21 protein-coding genes, 2 tRNA genes and 1 pseudogene are annotated in these 26,137 nt (G+C 36.6%); 18 read left to right on the top strand and 6 right to left on the bottom strand.

Translation table 11 applies throughout. The features are described 5' to 3' along the window. Window positions 1-12 precede the first annotated feature (12 nt). A complete protein-coding gene (gene prmC / locus LS65_RS03780; RefSeq protein ID WP_236096615.1) occupies window positions 13-849 on the bottom strand; it encodes a peptide chain release factor N(5)-glutamine methyltransferase in 837 nt (278 codons plus the stop codon). Beyond that, window positions 839-2,065 carry a M48 family metallopeptidase gene (locus LS65_RS03775; RefSeq protein WP_034361640.1) on the bottom strand — a complete coding sequence of 409 codons (1,227 nt, stop codon included), beginning with the start codon at window positions 2,063-2,065 and terminating at the stop codon, window positions 839-841. Before LS65_RS03775 ends, prmC begins: the two co-directional genes overlap by 11 nt. A 143-nt stretch (window positions 2,066-2,208) precedes the next feature. Here LS65_RS03775 and pyrG point away from each other — a divergent pair, with 143 nt between their 5' ends. Both pyrG and recJ read left to right on the top strand, forming a co-directional pair. Continuing rightward, window positions 2,209-3,831 carry a glutamine hydrolyzing CTP synthase gene (gene pyrG / locus LS65_RS03770; protein ID WP_034361642.1) on the top strand — a complete coding sequence of 541 codons (1,623 nt, stop codon included), beginning with the start codon at window positions 2,209-2,211 and terminating at the stop codon, window positions 3,829-3,831. 32 nt (window positions 3,832-3,863) lie between these two features. Continuing rightward, window positions 3,864-5,471: a single-stranded-DNA-specific exonuclease RecJ gene (gene recJ / locus LS65_RS03765; protein ID WP_034361645.1), complete on the top strand. Its 1,608-nt coding sequence runs from the start codon at window positions 3,864-3,866 to the stop codon at window positions 5,469-5,471. Between the two features lie 5 nt (window positions 5,472-5,476). On the opposite strand, the gene LS65_RS03760 is transcribed toward recJ, so the two are convergent. Beyond that, entirely contained in the window at window positions 5,477-6,544 is a 1,068-nt protein-coding gene (locus LS65_RS03760) for an AI-2E family transporter (RefSeq protein WP_034361647.1), read from the bottom strand. A 304-nt stretch (window positions 6,545-6,848) separates the two neighbouring features. Here LS65_RS03760 and LS65_RS03755 point away from each other — a divergent pair, with 304 nt between their 5' ends. Further along, window positions 6,849-8,141, top strand: a complete 1,293-nt coding sequence (locus LS65_RS03755) for an O-acetylhomoserine aminocarboxypropyltransferase/cysteine synthase family protein (protein ID WP_034361648.1) — start codon at window positions 6,849-6,851, stop codon at window positions 8,139-8,141. A gap of 36 nt (window positions 8,142-8,177) precedes the next feature. After that, entirely contained in the window at window positions 8,178-9,059 is an 882-nt protein-coding gene (locus tag LS65_RS03750) for a homoserine O-succinyltransferase (protein WP_034361650.1), read from the top strand. On the opposite strand, the gene LS65_RS03745 is transcribed toward LS65_RS03750, so the two are convergent. Then, window positions 9,054-9,770 carry a class I SAM-dependent methyltransferase gene (locus LS65_RS03745; protein WP_034361652.1) on the bottom strand — a complete coding sequence of 239 codons (717 nt, stop codon included), beginning with the start codon at window positions 9,768-9,770 and terminating at the stop codon, window positions 9,054-9,056. The two genes, LS65_RS03750 and LS65_RS03745, sit on opposite strands and share 6 nt — an antisense overlap. 153 nt (window positions 9,771-9,923) lie before the next feature. Here LS65_RS03745 and LS65_RS03740 point away from each other — a divergent pair, with 153 nt between their 5' ends. From LS65_RS03740 to LS65_RS03695, 10 genes and pseudogenes are all read left to right on the top strand, one after another. Next, window positions 9,924-10,628 carry a hypothetical protein gene (locus tag LS65_RS03740; protein ID WP_034361654.1) on the top strand — a complete coding sequence of 235 codons (705 nt, stop codon included), beginning with the start codon at window positions 9,924-9,926 and terminating at the stop codon, window positions 10,626-10,628. Between the two features lie 304 nt (window positions 10,629-10,932). Next, window positions 10,933-12,216, top strand: a complete 1,284-nt coding sequence (purD, locus tag LS65_RS03735; RefSeq protein WP_034361656.1) for a phosphoribosylamine--glycine ligase — start codon at window positions 10,933-10,935, stop codon at window positions 12,214-12,216. Continuing rightward, on the top strand, window positions 12,209-12,682 hold the full coding sequence (locus LS65_RS03730; protein WP_034361658.1) for an RDD family protein: 474 nt from the start codon (window positions 12,209-12,211) through the stop codon (window positions 12,680-12,682). Before purD ends, LS65_RS03730 begins: the two co-directional genes overlap by 8 nt. Next, complete coding sequence (locus LS65_RS03725) at window positions 12,676-14,871, top strand: LPS-assembly protein LptD (RefSeq protein WP_236096614.1); 2,196 nt, start codon at window positions 12,676-12,678, stop codon at window positions 14,869-14,871. Before LS65_RS03730 ends, LS65_RS03725 begins: the two co-directional genes overlap by 7 nt. A gap of 9 nt (window positions 14,872-14,880) precedes the next feature. Continuing rightward, window positions 14,881-15,543 carry a phosphoribosyltransferase gene (locus LS65_RS03720; RefSeq protein WP_034361660.1) on the top strand — a complete coding sequence of 221 codons (663 nt, stop codon included), beginning with the start codon at window positions 14,881-14,883 and terminating at the stop codon, window positions 15,541-15,543. Further along, the gene (locus LS65_RS03715) at window positions 15,543-17,657 is read left to right on the top strand and encodes a polyribonucleotide nucleotidyltransferase (protein ID WP_034361661.1); all 2,115 of its coding nucleotides are present in this window, start codon (window positions 15,543-15,545) and stop codon (window positions 17,655-17,657) included. The genes LS65_RS03720 and LS65_RS03715 overlap by 1 nt, the downstream gene beginning before the upstream one ends. Before the next feature lie 103 nt (window positions 17,658-17,760). Beyond that, a complete protein-coding gene (locus tag LS65_RS03710) occupies window positions 17,761-18,072 on the top strand; it encodes a F0F1 ATP synthase subunit C (protein WP_034361663.1) in 312 nt (103 codons plus the stop codon). A 28-nt stretch (window positions 18,073-18,100) separates the two neighbouring features. Then, window positions 18,101-18,185: transfer RNA gene (locus LS65_RS03705), tRNA-Leu, on the top strand. A gap of 77 nt (window positions 18,186-18,262) precedes the next feature. Beyond that, a tRNA-Leu gene (locus LS65_RS03700) sits at window positions 18,263-18,349 on the top strand. 126 nt (window positions 18,350-18,475) lie between these two features. Next, window positions 18,476-19,963 (top strand): annotated as a pseudogene (locus tag LS65_RS03695) (Na+/H+ antiporter NhaC family protein). A gap of 65 nt (window positions 19,964-20,028) precedes the next feature. On the opposite strand, the gene rny reads toward LS65_RS03695, so the two are convergent. Together rny and LS65_RS03685 are read right to left on the bottom strand one after the other, a co-directional pair. Further along, entirely contained in the window at window positions 20,029-21,531 is a 1,503-nt protein-coding gene (gene rny / locus LS65_RS03690; RefSeq protein WP_034362087.1) for a ribonuclease Y, read from the bottom strand. Further along, a complete protein-coding gene (locus tag LS65_RS03685) occupies window positions 21,473-22,132 on the bottom strand; it encodes a 5-formyltetrahydrofolate cyclo-ligase (protein ID WP_034361666.1) in 660 nt (219 codons plus the stop codon). Before LS65_RS03685 ends, rny begins: the two co-directional genes overlap by 59 nt. A 20-nt stretch (window positions 22,133-22,152) precedes the next feature. Here LS65_RS03685 and LS65_RS03680 point away from each other — a divergent pair, with 20 nt between their 5' ends. The 4 genes from LS65_RS03680 to LS65_RS03665 all read left to right on the top strand — a co-directional run bounded on the left by LS65_RS03680 (window position 22,153) and on the right by LS65_RS03665 (window position 26,056). Next, a complete protein-coding gene (locus tag LS65_RS03680) occupies window positions 22,153-22,854 on the top strand; it encodes a TlpA family protein disulfide reductase (protein ID WP_034361667.1) in 702 nt (233 codons plus the stop codon). Then, on the top strand, window positions 22,851-23,735 hold the full coding sequence (gene ftsY / locus LS65_RS03675) for a signal recognition particle-docking protein FtsY (RefSeq protein WP_034361670.1): 885 nt from the start codon (window positions 22,851-22,853) through the stop codon (window positions 23,733-23,735). The genes LS65_RS03680 and ftsY overlap by 4 nt, the downstream gene beginning before the upstream one ends. Window positions 23,736-23,740: 5 nt before the next feature. Continuing rightward, window positions 23,741-25,078 (top strand): DNA repair protein RadA, encoded by a 1,338-nt coding sequence (radA, locus tag LS65_RS03670; RefSeq protein ID WP_034361673.1) that lies wholly within the window; start codon window positions 23,741-23,743, stop codon window positions 25,076-25,078. Window positions 25,079-25,219: 141 nt separating this feature from the next. Then, window positions 25,220-26,056: an SPOR domain-containing protein gene (locus tag LS65_RS03665; protein ID WP_138129755.1), complete on the top strand. Its 837-nt coding sequence runs from the start codon at window positions 25,220-25,222 to the stop codon at window positions 26,054-26,056. Window positions 26,057-26,137: the final 81 nt, after the last annotated feature.

Below are 26,137 nucleotides of genomic sequence, written 5' to 3'. Positions count from 1 at the left end.
AGACATCATAGTTCAAGCAAAATATGCACTAAAGCCTCTATCTAAACCACTTAAATCTGTGTAAAATGCTACATCTTTTGCATCTTGGAGCAATGTGCTTATGGCTTCTTTTTGGTTAAAGCCCATTTCACAGAGAAGCCATATATTTTTGCGTTTTTTGATTTCTTTAAGAATTTCCTTATATACATCTAAGCCGTCTTTTCCACCAAAAAGAGCAACTTTGGGTTCATAAAGAAGCGGTTTGCTTATGGGATAATCCTCGCTAATATAAGGAGGGTTGCTAATAAGAAGTTCAAAATGGGGCGCATTTGCAGGAAGGATTGAGCAGTGATGAAGTGTAATATCCGCATTTGGTGCAAAAGTAGCGATATTTTTTTGTGCTACTTGGAGAGCTTTTTGACTAATATCTGTTGCAAAGAAGCGGCATTGTGGTTCAAGTAGAGCAAGTGTTGTAGTGATAATACCAGAGCCTATACCTATTTCTGCTATGGAGTGGATATGATATGCGTGAATAATCTCTCTTGCTTTATCAATCAGTATTTCTGTTTCAGGACGCGGTATGAGCACGTTTGGATTCACAAAAAAATCATAACCATAAAAACTTGCATTTTGTGTGATATATTCAATGGGTGTGCCTTTTTTGCGCAAGGCAATAAGTGAAAAAAAATGCTCTTTAAGGGCAGTTTCAATATATTGTGTGCTATGTGTGTGTAGGTAAATGCGAGGCACTTTTAACACAAAGCTTAAGAGAATCTCACTCTCAAATCTTGGCTTTAAAGAGAGAGTTTTAGCAACCGATGAAAGCTCAATAGTAGCAGTTTGTAGAAGTTCATCAATGCTAGATTTCATAATCAAGTGCTTTAAGCCTTTGTAAAAGTGGTGGGTGAGTGTAATAAAAGAAAATATATGCAGGGTGTGAGCTTGGGAAGCTTTTGTTTTCATTTACAAGACGCACGAGTGCGTTTGCAAGGCAATGTTTGCTTGAAATATCTGCCCCAAACTCATCAGCAGCATATTCAGCCTTGCGGCTAAAATAGCCAATAATAGGCATAAACCAAAAGCTAATAATAGGAGAGATAAGAATCATCATAATCAATATACTTGCCCCATTATATGTTAAACCAAGTGCATCAAAAAGTTGTAGTGGTAAATGTCCTACAACAAAGAAAAGCATAAAAAGCACACACGCCATAATAATGATATTTTTAAAAATATCATTATGTTTGAAATGTCCTAATTCGTGTCCTAAAATTGCAATAAGCCCATCAGCACTAATTTTATCAAGCAAAGTGTCAAAAAGCACTACGCGTTTATTTTTTCCTAGCCCACCAAAATATGCATTGAGCCGCCCATCGTGTTTTGAGGCATTAATTACAAAGATACCATTGCTTTTAAAGCCTATGCTATTGAGTAAAGATTCTATACGTGATTTGAGATTATCATCATCAAGTGGGGTAAATGTGTTGAATAATGGTGCAATCAGTGTAGGATAAATAAAATTTGCTAAAATCACCACAGCAAGCAATACAATGAATCCTACAATCCACCATAGCGATACATTTTCTATAATAAAAATTAAGAGAGTAGCCACAATACCACCAAGGATAAGGCTTAAAAGTAATGTTTTACATAAGTCTGCGATAAAAATGCTCGGTGTTTGGTTACTAAAATGAAATTTTTTATCAAGTCCAAAAGTTTTATAAATAGAAAAAGGGAGATTGATAGCACCTTCTATAAGCATAAATCTTAGCACTAAAATGACACCTTGCCACAGGGGGTTTATGTGTGTTAAGAATGTTTCAATTTGAGAATTAAGCATATATAAGCCAAAGCTTACCCACCCAATAAATACAAGAGCTTCAACAATTTTTGAAAATATATCAAGGTGAAGTGAGGCAAGGGCATATTTTCCTGCCAATATATAATCTTCAGATTCTAAAAGGACAGCTGGTTTGCGCAGTTCTGCTTTGATATGTCTAGTTTGAAGTATTGCTAAAATAATGCTTGGTAGAGTATAAAAACAAATAAAGAGGCAGATAAATAAAATGATGAAAGTATTCTGCAATGTAATCTCCTTAATAAAATGATATAACAATATATGATAAAGTTTCAGTGTTATTATAAGCGAGAAAATACAAAAAAAGTAAATTAACAAGCTTTTAACTCCTAATTCATTATGATTCATTCAAAAATATACAAGGATAGAGAATGGTAGTTAAATATATTTTTGTAACTGGAGGCGTTTTAAGTTCTCTTGGCAAAGGTATCACTTCTTCTTCGATAGCAACTTTGCTTCAGCATAGTGGATATGATGTGTCAATTCTTAAAATTGACCCTTACATTAATGTTGATCCGGGCACAATGAGCCCTTTGGAACACGGAGAGGTTTTTGTAACTTGTGATGGTGCGGAAACAGATTTGGATATAGGGCATTATGAGCGATTTTTAAATAAAGATTTTCATAAGAAAAATAATTTTACCACTGGGCAGATTTATATGTCTGTGATTGATAAAGAGCGTAAGGGTAAGTATTTAGGCAAAACTATTCAAATTGTGCCACATATTGTTGATGAGATTAAAGCGCGTATTAAATGTGCAGGAGAAGAGAGCGATTTTCTTGTTGTTGAGCTTGGAGGAACCGTTGGGGATATAGAGGGTATGCCCTATCTTGAGGCTATGAGACAGATGAAACACGAATTAGGAAACAAACAAGTGATTTCTATTCACGTTACTCTTATTCCTCTTGTGCGTGCAGCAGGAGAGCTAAAGACAAAGCCTACACAGCATTCTGTGCAGGAGCTTAGACGCATAGGGATTTCACCGCAGATTCTTGTTGCACGATGTGAAAAAAGTCTTGATAAGGAGCTTAAGCGTAAATTAGCGATGAGTTGTGATGTCGATGATGATAGTGTAATTGTTGCAGAAGATACAGAGAGTATTTATAAATGTCCGCTAAATTTCTTAGAAGAGGGCATACTTACACCGATAGCACGATATTTAGGTCTTGAGCCATTAGAGCCAAAAATGGATAATTGGGATATGCTTGTCAAAAAAATCATTGTGCCTAAAAGTCAAATAAGCATTGGTTTTGTTGGCAAATATTTAAGCCTTAAAGAATCATATAAATCTCTTGTAGAATCTCTTATTCACGCAGGGGCAAATACCGATACACGAGTGAATATTAAATGGATTGATAGTGAGGAGCTAGAAGAAGATATTACACTTTTATATGATGTAGATTCTATACTGATTCCGGGTGGTTTTGGCGAGAGAGGCATTAAAGGTAAGTTAGAAGCAATTAAGTATGCGAGGGAGAATAATATTCCTATGCTTGGAATCTGTCTTGGTATGCAGCTTTCACTGATTGAATTTGCGCGTAATGTGCTGAGTATTAAAGAGGCAGATTCCGTAGAGTTTAATCCTGATACCAAAGAACCAGTGATTTATCTCATCGAAGATTTTATTGATGCACAAGGTAATATGCAGTTAAGGACACATACCTCGCCTATGGGTGGAACAATGCGTTTAGGTGAATATGAATGTTGTCTTAAAAAAGATACAAAAATTTACAAAGCATATAACGAACAAGTATGTGTAAGAGAGAGACATCGTCATCGATATGAGGCAAATCCCAAATATAGAGAGCTTTTCGAAAAAAATGGTATGATTATTAGTGGAGAGAGTAATGGGCTTATAGAATCTATTGAACTTATAAATCACCCGTGGTTTGTTGCTGTTCAATTTCACCCTGAATTTACTTCACGTTTGCAACGTCCAAATCCTGTTATTCTTGAATTTGTTAAGCAAACTCTCGCCCACAAGAAAGCTTAATATTTCAATTGATAAAGTGGAATAGATTAAAGATGACATACCCCTATCTTAACAAAGCACAAATACTTGATATGCTTTTAGCGCGTGATGTAGAGCGTGGATTCTCATCATTGCAGGATTTACCTTTGCCACAGAACTTAACCCACGCATTTGAAGGGGCACAAATCGTAGCAAAATGTATAAATAAAGGGCAAGAAGTGCTTGTCGTTGGGGATTATGATGCTGATGGTGTGTGTGCGAGTGCCATTATGGTGCGATTTTTTAGAATCTTAGGCTATGAAAATATGCGTCTTATTATTCCACATCGCTTTAATGATGGGTATGGTGTAAGTGCTCCACTTTTAGAAAAATATGCAAACAATGCTGCTGTGATTGTAAGCGTGGATAATGGCATAACAGCATTGTCTGCTGGAGAATGGTGTAAAAGCGCGGGTGTTTCACTTGTGATCACTGACCATCATATGCCCACAGGGGACATACCAAACGCCGATGTGATTATCGACCCATATTTAAGCGATTGCACTTTTCCACAAAAGGCAATTTGTGGTGCGGTGGTGGCGTGGTATTTTTGTGCTGCCTTAAAACAGATTCTTAAAGCTAAAGTCGATATGGGTATATTTTTGGGCTATCTTGCCATTGCGAGCGTTGGTGATATAATGCCACTTGTGGGGATAAATCGCCTATTTGTTAAAAAGGGTATTGAATCTTTAGCCCGAGATTGTATGCCTTTTGCACAAATCTTGAGAGGAAAATCTAAGCAGCTTGATAGTCAAACTCTTGCTTTTTCTTTTATCCCACTTTTAAATGCTGCAGGGCGTGTAGCAAGTGCAGATATTGCATTAGAATTTTTAGTGAGTGAAGATTTTACACAGGCAAAAATTGCTTATGATAAGCTTGTTACTTTTAATAATGAGCGCAAGCAGATTCAGAATGAGATATTAGAATCTGCGCGTGTTAATCTTATGCAAAATGAATATATTGCGATAAGCTACGCAAAAGGTTGGCACGAGGGTGTGCTAGGGATTGTTGCTTCATCTCTTGCTAGAGAATGCAAAAAAAGCACCTTTATTTTTTCCGAACATAATAATGTATTAAAGGGCAGTGGTCGGAGTTTTGGTGGTGTCAATCTTATAGAGAGCATCACTTCTTTAGAGGGGCAAAAAAAACATTTACTTGCTTATGGTGGGCATAGTGGGGCAGTTGGATTGAGCTTAGAAAGATCGAATCTAGAGCATTTTTTCACACTTTTACCTACAACTCTTATTGTTGAAAAAGATGAAGAAGATGGGGTGCTAGGTGTGATTAAAAGCACGGATATTAATGAGGAGTTAATGGAGATTTTGCAATCTTTTGAGCCTTTTGGCGTGGGGAATCCTACACCTATTTTTATTTGTGAAAAAATGCGTATAGAATCTATAAAGCCGCTTGGTAAAAAAAATAAAGATGCAGAAAAAGAGCAGGAAATAAGACATTTTGAATATGTCTTACAGGATATGACTAACGAGATAAGACTTATTGGGGTTGAGTTTTTTGCCCCTTGTATGCGTGAAATAGGGCAATGTGGCGATGTATATTTTGAGATTATAAGAGATAGTTATTACAAAAGACTGAAGCTTAAAGTTATTGATTTTATCTCTTAATAAGGTTAATGGGATTTAGAATCTACGGGTATAAGGGGTTCTTTGGCGGTTTGGTTGCGATAGATTCTTAAAAGCGAAATAAAAAGTGCTGTGAGTGCTGGAGCGATGATAATACCCCAAAATCCTAAGCTTGTAAGTCCAGCTAAAATCGCAAAGAAAATAAGAAGTTCATTAATTTTTACTGAAGTTTTTAGCACTTTGTTATTGATGATGCCAATAAGAATAGGCTTGATAATATTGTCAATAAGCACTGCACATACTGCAAGTGCGTAAATAGCGATGATGACTGCATTTTGTGTGTGTCCTAAATAAAACTCATACCCTGCGATAGGTAGCCATACCAAAGAGCCACCAACTATAGGGACGATTGAGGCAAGTCCATAGAGCATACCAAAAAAGACACCATCATATCCAAAAAATATAATCATCACCCCAAATGCAAAGCCTTGTAAAACAATATTGAGCACAGAAGTATAAAATACGACTTTAATGGTATTTGTTACTTCATTAAGCACGAGAGAAATTTGTGAGTTCTCAAAAGGTATAAGCTCAATAATATAGGCATAAGCTTGCTTACCATAAAGGAAGTAAAAAAACAAAAATACAATAATAAAGCCTGTATCTATCATAAATCCTAAGCTTGATTTGCCAAGCTGTGAGCTGAAGTTAAATACATAGCTTAGAATTGAAGAGGCAGAAATGTTTGTAAGCGCAATTTCAATTTTTTGCTGAATGTCGGGGAATGAATGAAAGAGAGAGAGAATCTGTTCTTTACTTCCCTCAACGAATGCGTTAAAGGCAGCAGCATTAAGTGTAAGCTCTGTCGTGGAGGTGATAATGCTTTTTATGAGAAAAAACAGAGGCACGACAAGAAAGAGAACTAAGATACATACGCTGATAAACGCACACACAATGGGATATTTGATATATTTTGATAATGTATTGTATAAGCCAAAAGTGGCGATAGAAAGCAAAAGCGCAATGAGTATATCCATTAAATATGCGGCATAAATATAATACATTGCGTATGCACTTACACCAAAAATAATCCAAAAAAATGTAGTTGCTTTCAAACTTTAATATTCCCTTACTTTTTCAATACAATATGTGAGATTCTTAGATTAAGATTCTATTTTTAGAATCTTAATGCTATGTAAATAATGCGATAAGGCTGTTTGAATGTTTTTTGTGTGTTAAAAGACTTAGAATCTTAAAATATTAAAATATTTTTTACAAATATATCAAAATACAATATGTAATTTAAAATATTTGCAAAAAGTAACATTTTTATTTTTTTGACAAAATTTTATAAAATACATATTGTAATCTTAATTATTTGTGATAATATGAAAGAAGTTTTATTTGAAAGGAGAAATGATGGCTCAATTATCACATAATCAATTTTCGCAAGACACACTCGCGCTTCACGCGGGTTATACTTATGATACCCAACGCACTATGAGTGTGCCTATTTATCAAAATACTGCTTATAGCTTTGAAAGTCTAGCTCAAGCGGCAGCACGATTTGGCTTAAAGGAGCTTGGTAATATTTATACGCGCCTTACAAATCCTACGACAGATGTGCTTGGTGCACGACTTGCAGCAGTTGAAGGAGGTGTATTTGGTGTGCCTACTTCAAGTGGGAGTGCGGCGATTTTTTATGCGATTGTAAATTGTGCGGAAAATGGTGATAATATCGTGTATTCAAATAAAATCTATGGTGGCACACAAACGCTTTTTGTGCATACTTTAAAACGATTTGGCATAGAAGCGCGAGTGTTTGATATTGATAATATTAGTGGCACACTTGAAAAAGTTATAGATTCTAAAACAAAGGCAATTTTCTTTGAGAGTATTTCTAATCCACAAATTTCTATTGCCGATACAGAATCTATCACAGCAATCGCTAAAAAGCATAAAATCATTAGCATTTGTGATAACACAGTGGCTACGGCATTTTTGCATAAACCTTTTGATTATGGCGTTGATATTAGTGTGTATAGCTTGAGTAAATATGTTAATGGGCAAGGTAGTGCTCTAGGTGGGGCTATTATAGAGCGCACAGGATTAAATGCACTCATTAAGGATAATCCGCGCTATCTTGCTTTTAATACGCCAGACCCTAGCTATCACGGGCTTATTTACGCGAGTTTGCCTCTACCTATTTTCAGTATTCGCCTTATTACAGAATGGCTAAGAAATATCGGTGCAACACTTTCTCCACAATCAGCTTGGCTTTTATTGCAAGGATTAGAGACTTTAGAGTTACGCATTAAAAAACATAGTCAAAACGCATTACAAGTGGCTCAATTTTTGGAATCTCACCCCAAAATAAGCAGTGTATCTTATCCATCTCTACCAAGCAATCCTTACAAATCTCTGCTTGATAAATATTATACAAACTCACAAAGTTCTGGGCTTATTAGCTTTGAAGCACAAAGTTTTGAAGAAGCACAAAAAATTTGCAATAACACAGAGATTTTTGCAATGGTGGTTAATATTGGCGATAGTAAGTCGCTTATCATTCACCCTGCCTCTACTACACATTCTCAATTAAGTGGGGTGGAATTAGAATCTGCAGGTATTACACCTTGCACAATTCGCTTAAGTATAGGGTTAGAGAGCGCACAAGATCTTATTGCGGATTTGAAAAAGGCTATTGAATCTTAAAATAGCCCATATAAATCAAGAGATAAAAGGATTGCTATGCCTGTTGTGATACCAGAGGATATACCTGCTTATACATTTTTGCGAAAAAATGCCTTCATTATGGGGGCAGAGCGTGCCATACACCAAGATATACGCACACTAGAAGTGCTGATTATTAATCTTATGCCTACGAAAATTGAGACAGAAAATCAGATTCTCTCTCTTCTTGCAAATTCTCCTTTGCAAGTCAATATCACATTGCTTTCAACAGCGAGTTATATTGGGACAAATACACCTAAAAGCCACCTTGATAGGTTCTATGTGAATTTTAGTGAGATTAAAGGACGTAACTTTGATGGCGCGATTGTTACAGGCGCACCCATTGAACATTTGACATTTGAAGAGGTGGCATATTGGAGTGAGCTTGTGGAGATTATGGCATATTTAAAAAATCACTGCACAAGCACTTTATATTTATGCTGGGGGGCTATGGCAGGGTTATATTATTTTCATAAGATTCCAAAAGTCTCTTTAAATAAAAAACTTTTTGGGGTTTTTGCGCATAAGAAGGTGCAAGAGGATTTACTCCTTAATGGTTTAGATGAAATTGTGTATATGCCTCATTCTAGGCATTCAGGTATTGATGAATCTTGCATCAAACACACAAGTTTAAAGGTTTTGCTTCAAGGGGAGCAAAGCGGTGTGAGTGTGTTGAAAGATGAAAAAGATTATTTTATCCTCTCTCACCCTGAATATGCCAAAGACACGCTTTTATTAGAATATGAGCGCGATAAGCAAAAGGGCTTGGAGATTGAAAAGCCACTTGGATATTTTAATGAGCGCAACGAGCCTGTGCTATCGTGGAAATCAAGTGCGAGTGTGATGTTTGCAAATTGGCTTAATTTTTCTGTATATCAAAACACACCTTTTGTGTTATAGAGGTTTGCTTGCTTCTACATAAAGGCTTGCAAAAGCTCTTTGCTTAGCATCAAATAGTAAGGATTTATCGCGTCCATTATTAAAAGAAGAGCGTTGAATATCTACAAAGCCTACCATTTCAAGCGCATAAGATAATCCATCATAATCCCATACACTTAAGTGGAGGTAGTCTTGTGTGAGTTTTCTTATATACTCACTTGCTAAAGCTTGTTGAGTCGAATCTTGTTTTTTTGCATTAAGGTATTGTTGTATATGAAATTCTAAATCAGGCACACTTAGGCGAATTGTGCCATTAGGTTTTAGAATCCGAAAGATTTCCCTAAGTAGGGCAATAGCATCATCAATATAGAGATGTTCTAGCGTATGTTCTGAAAATACGCCATCAAATATATTATGAGGGCATTGCAAAGGATAGCGTAAATCAATTTGCCACTCTGGCATAGGAGTAGAGTAAGTTTTATAAGGTTTAAGATGTGAGAAAAAATCGGCATTAATTATAGTATGCCCCCCCCCCATTATTTGCCTCAATTGATTACCACACCCAAGATTAAGGTAATTTTTTTCTTTTGATGCAAGAGTGTGAAACTTAGGTGCGCGTGATGGCATATGCGAGAAAAAATAGCGTCCCAAAAAGCTTATTATTTCAAATTGAAGCATACCTTTGAGCGTAAATTTATATTCTTGCAAATAAGGTTTTGGCACTTTTTGCATTTTCAGTTCCTTGTATTGTAGTAAGGGCAGATTCTATAAAATTTTTGTAAAATAGTAACTTAAAATAAGAATCCACCCTTACTAATGATTTAGATTTCTCAAGTGGGTTATAATATTATGAGAGCTATTAAATTTTATAACGAAGAAATATGTATGAAGAGTGTAAAATTTTTGATTCTTTGCATTATATACTTATTTGCTTGCAAGAGCTTTGGCTTTCAATGCACACATAAAAGTTGCAATGATGACCGTTTATTTCTCTCTCCGCATTTTGTGAATCTTCATTCTTCAAAGATTGCCATTAATGGTGTAGGCGGTGGCTTAGGTGGTGATGCGCTATGGTATGATAGAGAGTTTTATGCTCATACAAATGTTGGCATAAACTTTATGGATTTTAACACTCATAGTTCGCATAATATCTTAAGCACCAATCGTGGTTTTGGCACAATTTTTAGCGTATTTGGAGATATTGGCTTTAATCTTGGCTCACTAAGCAAACCACTTTTTTTGGGTTTTGGAATCCCTATGGAGATGTATAATCTTAACTCTAGCAACTCTCCAAATGGCTTAAGTATAGGAACAATCGGCTTTGGACTTAATCTCTCACAAAGATACATTGAGCTTTTGCCCGATGTGAGATTTGAATATGCTCTAGGGATTTATTATGGCTTAGGTGTTTATAATTTTGCTACACTAGAGCCTAAAGGGCTTTTTAGGAATGGCTTAAACACACAAGGCTTTATCACGCAGGGCTTTGTTGGGCTTACTTATGGTGAGCGATATAATCTTTTGGACGACTTAAAGCAAAATATCATCAGCTTCAAGATTCTCAAAGCATTGTGGCAGATAATGGTTTAAGTGCCTTTTATCCAGCAAGTCAAAATTTTACACTTGTTTTAGAGCTAGGTATGGGCTTTTAAGTTTATTTTTGTTAGAATGCGTTTCAACCTAAATGACGCGCATTTCCTTATCATTCGCTAGTCTGTTACTAAAAGATTATTGAGCTAATCGTAGTAGTTTCTGTGTGTCGGTGTTTCTGCTTGAGCTGCTAATGCAGTGAGGATTTGCCGCCTAATGAGATTCTCTTGGCTCTGTTTGTGGCTTTTTTAGGCTACGCACATTGGGGTAACGCTCATTTGGGGGTTTAAGCTTAAGGATTATTATGCAAGAGCGGATTTTGATTATTGGTAATGGAGGGCGTGAATATGCCATAGGTTTGGCATTAAAACAAGATAGTAGAATAGAATCTTTATATTTTGCACCCGGTAATGGTGCTACACATAATCTTGGACAAAATCTCTCTTATAAAAATACACAAGACATTTTAGAATCTATCATAAAATATAATATTACACTTGTTGTTATAGGACCTGAAGCACCACTTGGCGAGGGCTTAAGTGATGATTTGCGCGCTCACAATGTTCGTGTTTTTGCACCCTCCAAAGCAGCAGCAGCTTTAGAGTTAAGCAAGGCGTATATGAAAGACTTTGTCTCTCAAGCAAAGATTCCAACTGCACGATATGTTCAATCAAGTGATTTTGATTGTCTTTGCGCTTTTATTGATACGCTAACACCACCCATTGTGGTAAAGGCTGATGGTTTATGCGGAGGGAAAGGCGTGATTATTGCACAAAGCTATGAGGAAGCAAAGCAAAGCGTAAAAGATATGCTTAGTGGCATAAGTTTTGGTGATGCTGGGAAATGTGTTGTGGTTGAGGAATTTTTAGATGGATATGAGCTTTCTGTCTTTGCGCTTTGTGATGGGAAAGATTTTGTAATGCTCCCTGCGTGTCAAGACCATAAACGACTACTTACAGGGGATAAAGGACCAAATACCGGTGGTATGGGTGCATATACGCCCACACCCTTATGCGATGAGAATCTAATGGACAAAATTAAGCAGCGTATTATCGCTCCCACACTCGATTCGATGAGTAAAAATGGCACACCATTTGAGGGGGTGCTTTTTGGCGGTATTATGGTGGTAGAAAAAGATGGTGAGCTAGAGCCATATTTGCTAGAATTTAATGTGCGATTTGGCGACCCTGAATGTGAAGTGCTAATGCCTATGTTACAAACACCTTTGCTTGATATTCTTGTGCACTGCGTGGAGGGCAGGGTAAAGGATTTGCGCTATGAGCTAAAACATCAATATGCGGTAGCGGTAGTAGCCTCATCAAAAGATTATCCTTATACTTCAAGCACTCCTATGCCTATTAAGATTCAGAACTTTGATAAGAATCTAGGACATATTATATATGCGGGTGTGAGCGTAGATTCACAAGGGCAATTACTTGCGAGTGGTGGGCGTGTGCTTTTAGCGGTGGGGATTGCTTCAAGCTTAAAACAAGCAAGAGATAATGCCTACAAGATTCTAAAAAATGTATTTTTTGAAGGTATGCACTTTAGAGATGATATTGCTTATAGGGCGTTACAAAATGGATAATGAGCGCATTTTAGATAATTTAGAAAGAGAGAATCTTACTCTTGCAGACAAGGGATTGCGCTCTGTAGCGTGGCTTATTGATGTATTTTTGCTCTCTTTAGTTTTTACACTTGCCAATCTTGATATCCTTTCACAGATAAGTGATGCAAATGGTGGAAATGTAGATTATCAAACAATGCGGGAATTTATGACGGCTTATGTGTGGCAGATATGGGTTTTAAAAGTAGGCTATGATACATTATTTGTGTGGTATTGTGGAAGTTCTATTGGCAAGATTTTATGCAAAATGCGCGTAGTGAGTGTAGATTTGTTTGATAAACCTACCTTTATGTATGCTTTGATTCGTGCTTGTGGGAAATATATAGGGGAGAGTTTGCTCTTTATCACTTATGTGTTTGGATTTGGCGATAAGTGTGCGCGGACATTGCACGATAGAATGGCAAAAACTTTGGTAATTGTGTGTTGAAAAATCGTTTTTTTATTAGCATATGGTATGCGTGTTTCATTTTTTTTGTAAGTGCGTATGCGGAACAAACAACGGATATATTTGACCTTTCTGCCGATAATGTAAGTGCGCGTAATGATGAAGTAATCGCGGATGGCAATGCGTTTTTACTCTATGGCGATGTATATATGGTAGCGCATAAGATTATTTACAATAAGCAAACTAAGTATGTCTATTTACAAGGTGGAGTGAAAGTCTATCAGGGTGATACCTTATATCTTGATGTGGAAGAAGCAAATATCAATATGCAAGATAAACAAGTTAAAGTCTCCCATCTTTACTTACAAAGCACAATGGGTATGTGGGTGATGTCGCACCAAGGAGCTGGGAAAGATGGGATTTATACCTTTAAACGTGGAGTAATATCTGGCTGTGATGTTGTGAATCCACTTTGGCATTTGAATGTAAGCTCTGGCACATATAATACAACAAAAGAATATATGAGTGTATGGAATTCGCGCTTTTATATTGGGGGAATACCCGTGTTTTATCTTCCTTATTTTATTGCTCCTACAAGCAATGTGCGTAAAAGTGGATTGCTTTCTCCGGAACTCTCTTTGAGCAATAAACAGGGCTTTATGTATAAGCAGCCTTTATTTATAGCACCCTTTAATCGCTGGGACATAACATTTTCTCCACAAATACGCACACAAAGAGGGGTTGGCGGAGAGCTAGAGTTTGCTTTTGCCGATAAGGATAACCAAATAGCACTCTTACAAACACGATATTTTCAAAATACTGATTCGTATATGCTTGAAAATGATCTCAAGAATCAATACATCTATGGCGGGACTTTTAATTACACAACACAACATCTTTTAGCAAAAAATGAGCGTGCAACTGATGGCTTATTTGTAAATATTACCTATATGAACGACCTTGAATATATGCGTTTAAAAAGTCTTAATGCTGCATTTAATACGCGTCTATATGAATCTCGTATTAACTATTTTCTTAATACAGATAAAAATTATTTTGGCACTTATTTTAAATATTATCTTGATTTATCAAAGGCTAATAACACTGATACTTTTCAATCTTTACCACATCTACATTATCATCGTTACACAGATTCTCTTTTTTTTAAGAATCTTCTTTACACTTTTGACTTTCAAAGTAAGTATATCACGCGTCCTAAGGGATATGGATATTTTCAAAATAGTATGTCTTTGCCTATAGGTGTGGCTATACCACTTTTTAATAACTATATAAGCACAGGAGTAAATCTTGATATGTATGCAACTTCGGTTGCCCTGCAGAATGCACAAGACTTGGTAGATGCAAAAAATGATGCACTTTCAAATAGCATTAATTATGCAGTAGGAAGCTATAATGTATCGTTTAATTCTGATTTAGCACGTCCTTATCGACATTTTTTTCATTCTTTGAATCTTGAGGCTATTTTTAGTGGAGCATTATATAAGCATACCTCAATGGCGGTATCTGATGAACGATATGAAGCGTATAATGCGTTACTTGAGCAAGGTATTGATTCTACACTTTTAGCAATGTATTGGAATCCTAGTGATATTGTCGATGTGGTAAAAAATAAACATAAAGTGGATTTGAAGGCTTCGCAGTATTTTTATGGTAAGAATGGCAAAGAGTTATTTTACTGGCGTATTTATCAGCGAGTTTTTCTTAAGGATAGCTTTTTGACAAAAAATCAAGTGCTTCAAAATGAGATTGGATTCTCTCCAATAGATGGATTTAGTATAAGCGCATCGGCATTTTTTTCTTATACACGCAAAAGCGTAAATGAGGCTTCAATAAATGCTTCATTAAATAAATGGGGATTAGATTCTCGTTTTACTTATTATTTCAAACTTGACCCGCTTTATCTTTCATCAGGTTTGTATTCTTCGGGAAATACAGGCTTTATGCGTGGGAGTTTAGGCTATGATTTTGGCTTATTTCGTTTTGATACAAATATAGGTTATGATACAGAACTAGGGTATTTAAAGGATTGGTATGTTACAATTTCTAAAAATATTCGATGTTTTGGTTTGGGTTTGAAAGTAGCACAAGATGTGCGTCCTACACTCACGGCTAACAACGAAATTACGCCTATAAAAAATCAATATGTAAAAATTGAATTTCGTTTTGTGCCATTGGCAAATACAGGTTTGACATATAGATTTAAAGAATAAAGGATAAAAGTGCAACAGATTGTGTTTGAAGAAAAGGAAGATTCTTTACGCGCTATTCTTGATATGATATATCTTAAGAATCTTCCACTTCAAAATGCCATTTTAGTAGCGATTGGACGTGATGGTATAGAATGCGCACAAACACTTGCTACAAAGCTAAAAGTGCCAATGGAATTTCTTTTTACACAAATTATTTCTGCTCCGCATAATCCTGAATGTGCTATTGCTGTGGTGAGTGAGGATATGGAAATTGTGATTAATGAAAGACTGATTGATGCCTTTGATATTAGTTTAGATTATGTTTATGGTGAGGCACAACGACAATATGAAGAAGTGATTTTGCCAAGTCGTTATCAATTACGCAAGGGCAAGGAACTCACCTCTCTCAAAGGAAAAGATGTGTTTCTTTTTGATTTAGGTGTAGAGACGGGCTTTCGTATTGGGGTAGCAATAAAGACTTGTATGAATATGGAGGTAAAGAGTATTACCGCCATTGCACCCATTATGCCAAAAGATATTTATCAAACTTTATGTGAGATTTGCGATGAAGTATGCTGTCCTTATCCCATAGAGTATTATGTTTCTATGGCACACTATTTTCCACATCTTGCACCTATCAGTGATGAGGAGTTTGAAGAGATACTTAATCAAAACACAACAAAGGAAACATAATGACACGCATTGATATTGATTTGGAGAATCTAAGTGAATCGTATAGCTTTGAATATGTAGCAAGGGCATCAAATGGTGCGGTTTTGTATCAAAGTGGGGGAAGTGTGCTTTTAGCAAGTGTCTGCACACAAGTAGATGAAGAGATTAATGAAGATTTTGTGCCTCTAAGTGTTCAATATATTGAAAAATCTTATGCAAAGAGCAAGTTTCCTTCTGGATTTATTAAACGCGAGGGTAAGCCTAGTGAATTTGAGATTCTCACTTCAAGGCTTATTGACCGCACGTTGCGCCCACTTTTTCCTAAGGGTTATGGGCATAATACTTCTATTATTGTGATGGTGTTAAGCTATGATGGAGAAAGTGATTTGCAGCTTAATGCACTCAATGCTGCTTCTTGTGCGCTTTATGTATCGGATTTACCTTTGGAATCTTTGCAAGATAATGCAGTATCTGGAGTGCGTATAGGACGCGTGAATGACACTTTTATTGTGAATCCTAGTGCTAGGCAACTTAAAGAGAGTGAATGTGATATTTTTATTTCGGGAAGAGGGGAAGAGCTTTTAATGATTGAGATGAAAGCTATGCGCACACAAAGAGGTGCAAATGAGCTTGCAGAGAGTGAATTTTTGTCTGCCATAGAATTAGCCAAAAATTATATTTCCCACGCAACCAACACTTATCACCAGCTTTTTTCTCCATATAGAAAGCAAAAACTAAACCTAAAAATAGCACAAAATGGGCTTGATAAGAGTTTGTATGAACGCATTTGTAAGAATTATAAAGAACAAATGAGTGCTGCTTTAAGTTTTATGGCAAAATCTGAATCTTTGCAACACATTCACACCCTCACTTCGCAGGTAGCTAAAGATTGTCATTTGGAGCAAGATGAGGCTCAAAAATATGTTTTTGCCTTTAAAAAGCAATATGTGCGCTCTATGATTTTAAATTCTCAAAAAAGAGCTGATGGTAGGGGACTTACAGAGGTGCGACCCATTCATATCGAAACAAATATTTTACCTTTTGTGCATGGAAGTGTGCTTTTTACACGAGGGCAGACACAAGCACTTGTAAGTGCAACAATAGGCACAGAGAGTGATGCACAAAACTATGAAATGCTAGAGAGCAAAGTTGCTCTTAAGAGACGCTTTTTATTTCATTATAATTTTCCACCATTTAGTGTGGGAGAAGCTGGCATCATAGGATCTGTTGGGCGTAGAGAGCTAGGACACGGCAATCTTGCAAGAAATGCTTTACAATCAAGTATCAATGAAAATGACAAAAGTATTCGCTTGGTGTCAGAAATTTTGGAATCTAATGGGTCAAGTTCAATGGCAAGTGTATGTGGTGGTTCTTTAGCATTGTGCGCTTGCGGAATTCAGGTAAATTCTCTTATTGCTGGGGTGGCAATGGGGCTTGTTACAGAAGGTGATAGATATGCTATTTTAACTGATATTAGTGGATTAGAAGACCACGATGGTGATATGGATTTTAAAGTTGCCGGTGGATATAAGGGCATTAGTGCTATGCAAATGGATATTAAGCTTGGCGGGATTACACAAGAGATTCTTAAAAATGCTTTGTTTCAGGCAAAAGATGCACGCACACATATTTTAAGCATTATGGAAGTTGCAAGGGCAAGTATTGTGCTCAATGAAGCAATTCTACCAAAAAGTGAAAGTTTTATGATTCCACCACATAAGATTGTTGAAGTTATTGGTGCAGGAGGGAAGGTAATAAAGGATATTATCGAGCGTTTTGCTGTGAATATTGATTTAGTAAGAGAAAGCGGAATGGTAAGTATTAATGCAGACAATGTAGAGAATTTACGCAAAGCAAAAGCCTTTATTATGGATGTAGTTAGTGGCGGTGGTGAAAAAATTGATTGGGAGAGCTATAAAGTTGGGGAGCAATTTGTAGGGAAAATTAAAAAAATTGCAGATTTTGGGGTGTTTGTAGAGTTGCCACGTGGTGGTGATGGACTTGTGCATATTAGCAAAATCACACAGGATCGAGGACAAAAATTGAGCGATATATTACAAGATGTGAGTGAATTAGAGTGCGAGATTCTTTCACAAAATAAAAATAAGGTCGAATTAGGACTTGTTAAAAGTTAATGTTTAATGTTTATTTTATTAAAGCTTGGGCATAATATGCGCTCCAAAGTATCTAGTAGGGGATAGATCCGAACAGACTTTGAGAAAAAAAGTGAGGTGCAAGATGAAATTTCTAGCTCTTTTGTGTTTAGGTATGGTAGGTTTTGCTTTCGGAGCAGAAGTAAGTGGCGTTGATATGATTCGGTCATATTCAGTTGCTGGAGCTGTTATCGGTTTAGGTATTGCTGCACTTGGTGGAGCAATCGGTATGGGACACGCTGCTGCTGCTACGATTTCAGGAACAGCACGCAATCCTGGTATTAGTGGTAAATTGCTCGGAACAATGTTTATTGCTTTGGCTTTGATTGAGGCACAAGTTATTTATACATTGGTTTTGGCACTTATTGCTCTTTACGCAAATCCTTTTATTAAATAAAAGATTTCTCCTCTTTGCGAGGAGAAATGCGCTGGTGGTGGAATTGGTAGACACACCATCTTGAGGGGGTGGCGGGGCAACCCGTGCGAGTTCAAGTCTCGCTCAGCGCACCATACTTCATTTTTATATTTCAATCAAGCTTTTAGAATCCAAGCTTTTAAAATCTTGGTATATTAATACCATTATATGTGCCGGAGTGGTGAAACTGGTAGACGCGCTAGACTCAAAATCTAGTAGGGGCAACTCTGTGTCGGTTCGAGTCCGACCTTCGGCACCATAACCTAGAAAGATTTAATCAAACTGCTTTACTTCTTGAAACTTCAATTTTTAAGGATATATTGTGGAAGACTACGGGTTTGCTCATTCGGCGTTAAGTCTTGTTGTCCCTCTTTTTGTCGTATTTATGGTTGTGCTTACTCGCCGCGTAGTTTTGTCGCTTTTTATGGGTATTTGTTTAAGTGGCATAATGCTTTATGGATTAGATGTTCAGTCTTTAAGCTTTATTTTTAAGTCTATAATAAGCGTATTTTATGATAATGGAATTAATTGGGATAGTGCATATATCTTTATATTTTTAATTATTCTTGGTGTGATTACACAACTTATTTTGTATAGTGGAGCGATTGACGCATTTGTCAAGTGAGCAAAAAAACATATTCGTTCCACAAGAGGTTCAGAGTTTTTGGCATTTATAGCAGGGGTAGTGATTTTTATTGATGATTATTTTAATGCCCTAAGTGTTGGACAAATTGCGCGTCCGCTCAATGATAGCTATCATTCAAGTCGTGAGCGTTTAGCATATATTATTGATTCTACATCAGCTCCTATTTGTATTCTTGTGCCACTTTCAAGCTGGGGAGCATATAATATCGGGCTTTTATCAAAGCAGAATATTGATGAGCCATTTATGGTGCTCTTGCAAAGCATACCAAATAATTTTTACGCATTCTTTGCACTTGTAGCTGTTGTTTTGACGATTTTTTGGCGAATAAATTTGCCTACTATGCGTCATAATATTAATGTAGATATGAAAGATGATTCATCAACGCATACATCTTATTCACATAAAAATGCTATTTTGTATCTTATTGTGCCTATTGCTGCTCTTATTGTGGGAATCTGTTTTATGATTTTTTATAGTGGATATAAGGCAAGTGGAGAGGCTAATTTTATTGTGATGCTTGCACATACAGACACACCATTTGCACTTTTTTGTGGGGGACTTTTTGCGCTTATTATTACACTTTTATTTAGTTTGAACACTATAGAATCTAAAAAATATGGTGAGATTTTTTGGTATGGGGCAAAAAGTATGTTTGGGGCAATTCTTATTCTTAGCCTTGCGTGGGCGATTGGTCCTGTGATTAAAGAGCATATACAAACAGGTATATATCTTGCAAGTGTGGCAAAAGATATGATAAGTGCGGAATATTTGATTTTTATGCCGGTATTTTTGTTTTTTATCTCGGCATTTATTGCCTTTTGCACAGGCACGAGTTGGGGAACATTTGCTATTATGTTGCCCATTGGTATGGAAATTACAATTCAGACTGGTGCAGCTGAATCGAGTATGTTTTTGGCACTTTCGGCAATTCTCTCTGGTGCGGTTTATGGGGACCATACTTCACCTATTTCAGATACGACTATTCTCTCTGCTGTAGGTGCTGGCTGTTCTGTGCAGAGTCATTTTATTACGCAGTTTCCCTACGCAACAATTTCTGCTGTATGTGCGGCAATAAGTTTTGTTGTGGTTTCATATTTCCAAAGCACGATTTTAGCTTTTAGTATGGGTTTATTGCTTCTTATAGGCGTATTTTATATGTTAAAAATTCGCTATGAAGGCGACCTTGTGAAAGATAAGAATCTCAATGAAAATATGCAAAGATTCTAAAATAAAAGAAAATTTTAGAATCTTAAAAAAGAATTTTGCTAAAAATAATGATTTTTTCGTGCAAACTATCGCGCAAAATCAATCGCCCTTGTTTCTCGTATCACGCTCACTTTGACTTCACCCGGATATTGTAGAGTGGATTCTATTTCTCTTGCAATATCTCGTGCAAGAACGACACTTTGATCATCGCTCACCAAATCTGCTCGTGCGATAACACGCACTTCACGCCCTGCATTAATAGCATAAGCTTGCTTGACGCCAATTTTATCCATAGCGATACGTTCAATGTCTTGCACTCTTTTGAGGAAGTTTTCCACCGCTTCTCTTCGTGCGCCCGGACGCGCAGCAGAAAGTGCATCGGCAGCACATACAGCAGCGCATTCTATGCTCCGAATTTCTTCATATCCGTGATGTGCTCTAATGGCATTAATCACCACAGGGTGCTCGTTATAGCGAGTGCAGACTTCTACCCCTAAATCCACGTGATTACCACCTAGTTCTTGTGTCAAAGCTTTACCAATATCGTGTAGAATCCCTGCGCGTCTAGCAAGTTTTTCATCACCACCTAGCTCACCGGCAATAATAGCTGCAAGTTTTGCTACTTCAAGAGAATGTCCGAGTGCATTTTGTCCAAATGAAGCACGATAACGCATTTTACCAAGCAAAAATTTTAATTCCGGATGCATATAGCCAAGTTCCATATCAAGCACAACATCCTCGCCATCTTGTCGTATTTGTTCGTCCATTTCGTTTTTGACACGTTCATACATTTCTTCGATGCGTGCAGGTTGAATCCGTCCATCTTCTACAAGATTCTCAATCATTTTTGTGGCAATAGCGCGACGATAGAGATTGAAGCTACTTAAAGTAATGCTACAAGGCATATCGTCAATAATTACATCAACACCACTAATAGTTTCTAAAGTTTTAATGTTGCGTCCATCTTTGCCTATAATGCGTGATTTAAATTCATCGTTAGGGAGTTGGACTGAATTGATTAACCGCTCATTTGCAAATTCTCCGGCATAGCGTGTAGTTGCTTGAGCCAAGATGTAATTTGCTTTTCTTTTTGCTTCCTGCTGCGCTTCTCGCTCGTAATGGCGAATGAGATATGCTTTTTGGTCGCAAAGTTCTTCTTCAAGATGAGAAAGTAAAATGCTTGTTGCTTCCTCTCTGCTCATTCGAGTATATTTTGAGAGAATCTGCAACATTTCTTTTTTGTTGTGTTTGTTTTCATTTATGAGTTTATTAAGCTCGGTTTGTGAGCGCAAAACTTTTGCTTTAAGCTCTGCAATTTCTTGCATTTCTTTCTGAAGATGGGCAGATTTTGTATCATATTTTCTTACTAATTTATCGCGTTCTTGTTCATAGTGCTGCTTTAAATACAATTCTTCTTCTTTAATCGTCATTTGATGTTCTTGAAGAAGTTTTTTTGCCTCATATTCAATTGCTTTGGCTTTAGCCTTTGCTTGCTCAATAATAGTTTGAGAATGAGATTGGTATATTTTTTTAGTGATGATATATACGCTCACTCCGACCAATAATCCAAAGATTATACTTCCTATCACATACCATATTTCCATTGCGCTTCCTTACGCACAAAGCTGATGGCGTATAAAAGTAATCTCCCTGCACATCATAATTTTGTGTGATTACTTTTGGCACATAGTTAGGACTTTGTGCTACAAAAATAATATCAACCTTATTTTTGAGAGAAGACATAAACCTATCATACATACCCCTCCCAAAACCTATTCGCCTAAAATGTTTATCAATACCCAAAACAGGGATAATTACGGCATCAACTTTGATTAAATTAAAATGAGAATTGTTTGATTCATAAATACCAAAAGCATTTTTATGCAATGGCATTCGTAATGGTATCATTTTAAAACTAAATTCTTGTATAAATGGAATCAAAACGCGATATTTTTTTTTGCGCAGATTGCTAATAAGGGGCATAATATTTACTTCGTTACCAAAAGGCATATAAACAAGCACATTTTTATATTTTTTTTGCATTAAATGATAAAGTAGAGCCTTGTTGAGTGCCTTATAGGCAAAAGGCGCGTGTGTGAAGCAGTGATTTAGTCGAGATTTTGCAGAGAATCTAAATTCTTGTTTGGTAATTGTTAATCCTTTTTTTAGATATAATGATACCTTAAACATAGCATAAATGGAGAAATATTATGAAAGCGATGCGGATTTTGAGTGCGTATTTGAATCTTGCAAAATTTTTCATAGCTGCTGCGATGATATGTGGGATTTTTCAAGCGTGTAGCGATGATGGCGAGAAGGATAAAGACATATTTGGCTTTGAGGGTGGAAGCAAGGATAAGATTCTAAGTATTGAGGTTATTAACACTCAAAATGAATCTTTACGTTTTAAAACAAATGAGGACCAAAGCATTTTTAAAAGCCCTATTGCGCGTCCGACACTCCTTTTTTTCCTTTCTAAAAATTGTCAAGAGTGTCAAGATGAGCTTTTGCATATTCTTGATTTACATAATAAGTATCAAGAATTTATTTCTATTATTGCTATTAGTCCAAAAGATGAGCTGGAATTTTTGCAAAAAGAGATTGATAAAATCAATCCACGTTTTAAGCTCTATGCTTCAGTGGATAATAAAAATCTGTTAAGTTTCCTTGATAAAGATGAAAAACATAGCTATATTTCACTTTACGATAAGCAGGGTGAAAAGGTTATAGACTATGTAGGACTTGTGCCAGAAGAAATGATAGAGGTTGATATAAGGTATCAGATTCAGGACCAGCTTGATGCAAAAGCACAAGATGAAATGCAAACATTTTCGTCCGAATCTCAAGAAGAAGATGAGCAAAATATTATTCAGCCCACAGAAGATTCACAAGAATCAAAAGATATGCAATGATTGCTAATTTAGCCAAGACGTTACAAAAAACTACACAGCACCTCACTGCACTTTTGGGTTCAAAAAAGGATAAATATACTAAAGAGCAGCTTGAGGATATACTTATAGAATGTGATGTAGATTATGAGCTTGTAGAATCTATCCTTGATAACCTTCCTGCTTATATTTCGCGTGAGGCATTGCAAAAGGAGCTTTTAGCAAGACTAGAATCTGCACATTCACAACAAGAACTCAAAGATACATTTGCAGATGTCAAGCCACTTGTAACACTTATTGTCGGTGTCAATGGTGCAGGTAAGACGACAAGCATTGCCAAACTTGCTAAACTTGCTCAAGATAGTGGTAAAAAAGTAATGTTAGCTGCAGGAGATACCTTTCGTGCTGCAGCAATTGAACAAATTAAGCTTTGGGGTGAGAGATTAAATATCCCTGTGATTAGCACACAACATATGCACGACCCAAGCGCGGTAGCTTTTGATAGTATTAATGCTGCGTTAGCGCGAGGGATTGATGAGCTTTATATAGATACCGCTGGGAGATTGCATAATCATACAAATTTAAACAATGAGCTTGCAAAGATTGTGCGTGTGAGTCAGAAAGCATTGGGAGATTTGCCTTTACGCAAGTTTCTTGTGCTTGATGGCACACAGGGAAGTTCAGCTATCAACCAAGCTCGCGCATTCTCACAAATCATTCAATTTGATGGCATTATTATGACTAAGCTTGATGGCACAAGCAAGGGAGGGGCTGTTTTTAGTATTGTGAGCGAGTTAAAAATTCCTATTTGCTATATTGGTGTAGGTGAAAAGGCAGATGATTTAAGTGTCTTTGATGCTAAAGATTATGTGAGAGTAATGCTTGAAAGCATTTTTGAGGGATAATTGTTTTGGCAAAAAAGCATACGATTTTTGAATGTCAATTTTGTGGTTGGCAGAGTGCAAAATGGCTTGGAAAATGTAGTAATTGCGGGAGTTGGGACGCATTAGTTGAGCTTAAAGAGCATCAAATAGAAATAAAAAAACAGCTTACACAAACTCCTAGCAAAGCCACTCCTATTACGCAAGTGCATCTTGAGGAGATTGTGTATTTTAGCTCTTATGAAGAAGAGTTTGATATTGTGCTAGGTGGAGGCATTGTGCCGGGCGGTTTATATCTTATCGGTGGTAGTCCGGGTGTGGGTAAATCCACACTTTTGCTTAAAATCGCTGGGAATCTTGCTACCAAAGGACAAAAGCAGATTCTTTATGTAAGTGGTGAAGAGAGTGCAGGGCAGATTAAAATGCGTGCTCACAGACTTAATGCGATGAGCGAGACATTATTTTTACTTAATGAAATTGACCTTAATCTCATTACAAATTCTCTCAATGAGCGTCCATATAGTATATGTGTAATAGATTCTATACAAACTATTTATTCACCTGAGATAACTTCTGCACCTGGCTCTGTTTCCCAAGTGAGGGAAGTAACTTTTGCACTTATGCGTCTTGCCAAGGAGCGTAATATCAGCATTTTCATTATTGGACATATCACAAAAGATGGCGCAATAGCAGGACCGAGAGTTTTAGAGCATATGGTAGATTGTGTGCTGTATTTTGAAGGCGACCCAAGTAGAGAGTTAAGAATGTTAAGAGGATTCAAAAATCGTTTTGGTAGCACGAGTGAAATAGGGATTTTTGAGATGAAAGAAAATGGTTTGGTGAGTGCAAAAAATGTCTCACGACTATTCTTTACGCAAAGAAGCGCACAAGCTGGTAGTGCCATTGCTGTTATACTTGAAGGAAGTCGTGCGCTTGTGATTGAAATACAAGCCTTAGTGAGCGAATCAGGCTATCCCAAACGCTCTTGCACAGGCTTTGATACAAATCGCCTCAATATGCTTCTTGCCTTGCTAGAACGCAAGCTTGAATTGCCTTTAGGGCGATATGATGTGTTTGTGAATGTTGCAGGTGGGATTAAGATTAATGAGCCAAGTGCAGATTTAGCTGTGATTGCAAGCATTGTTTCAAGTTTTCGCAATCGTCCTCTTAATGCCAAAACTGCTTTTGTGGGTGAAGTATCACTTGTAGGTGATATACGCGAGGTAAGTAATATTGATGTGCGTTTAAAGGAGCTTGAAAGCTATGGATTCCAAAAGGTGATACTTGCCAAAAAGCCAAGCAATACACCTAGTGGTTTAAAATGTTTTGAGGCAAATGAGGTCAGTAAGATTCTAGAATGGATGTAGGTTTTTGCTGATAATGCCGATATATCTTTAAATCTTATGCGAAGGATTCTAATGTTTCATATATCGATTTTGCCTCCCGTTCGTATCTTTCTTAGCTATCTATTATCTATATATTTATTTATACGCTTTGTAAGGCACAATGTGATATGTATTATGCTTTTAATCCTCATCGTGTTTTTTATGGCTTCTTGTGCGGTGGCTTCACAATCCTCGCAAGGAGAATCTACTACAAAGGAGATTCTAGTAGAAAAGGCTACGGAATCAGACAAAAGTAGTATCAAAGAAGATTTTATGTCTATTGCTCCTTATGCTAAGGAGGGCTACTATTATCAAGTTGCTGCATACAGAGGGGAAATGTCGCAGGATATTCTCGCACAGATTGAAAAGTATCCTTATATAGTTTTGGTGAGTGAGCAAGGTTCTAAACCAATGTATCATTATCTTATTGGTGCGTATGATACAATAGAATCTATGAATACAGATAAAAAAGCGATTTATGCGCTTACAAAGAATACGCATATCCAAAAAAATATGAAGCCTATTGTATGTTATGTAAATAAAAATAATGAATCTATAGAAGTGCATCCAAATTCAAGCATAATTGAAGCCACTGAAGTGAGATTTGGTAAGATTGTAAATGAAATAGGTAAAGACAATGCAGTAGGGGCGTTAGCAAATGCAACAAATACAAATGAAGTGCAAGAAAATGAGATTGTAGTCAATGTAGAAACAACAGATGAGACAGAAAGTATAGCAAGTAAAGATAACACAGATGAGACTTACTTAGTCACCCAATCACAAGATTCACAAAATCCACAAGAAAATATTGCTCTTGTGCTTGTGCAAGATACAAATTTTAATGATGAGAGATGCGCGAGTGTTTGTGAAACGCAAAATAGTGAATATTATTTGATAAGAGAAAAAAGAAGAAATCAGGGCAGGAGGGATAATTTCGTCTTATTGCCACCTAGTAAGTAGTTTTTAAGATACTCTCAAGGGGCAATGCACTACGAGAGAATTTAATATATTTGGCTTACTTATTTATAATCCTCTGTGTTT

The organism is Helicobacter japonicus (genome assembly GCF_000762845.2).
GTDB lineage: Bacteria > Campylobacterota > Campylobacteria > Campylobacterales > Helicobacteraceae > Helicobacter_C > Helicobacter_C japonicus.
The sequence above is the reverse complement of the archived record's forward strand: the minus strand, read 5'-3'. Positions and strand labels throughout refer to the sequence as shown.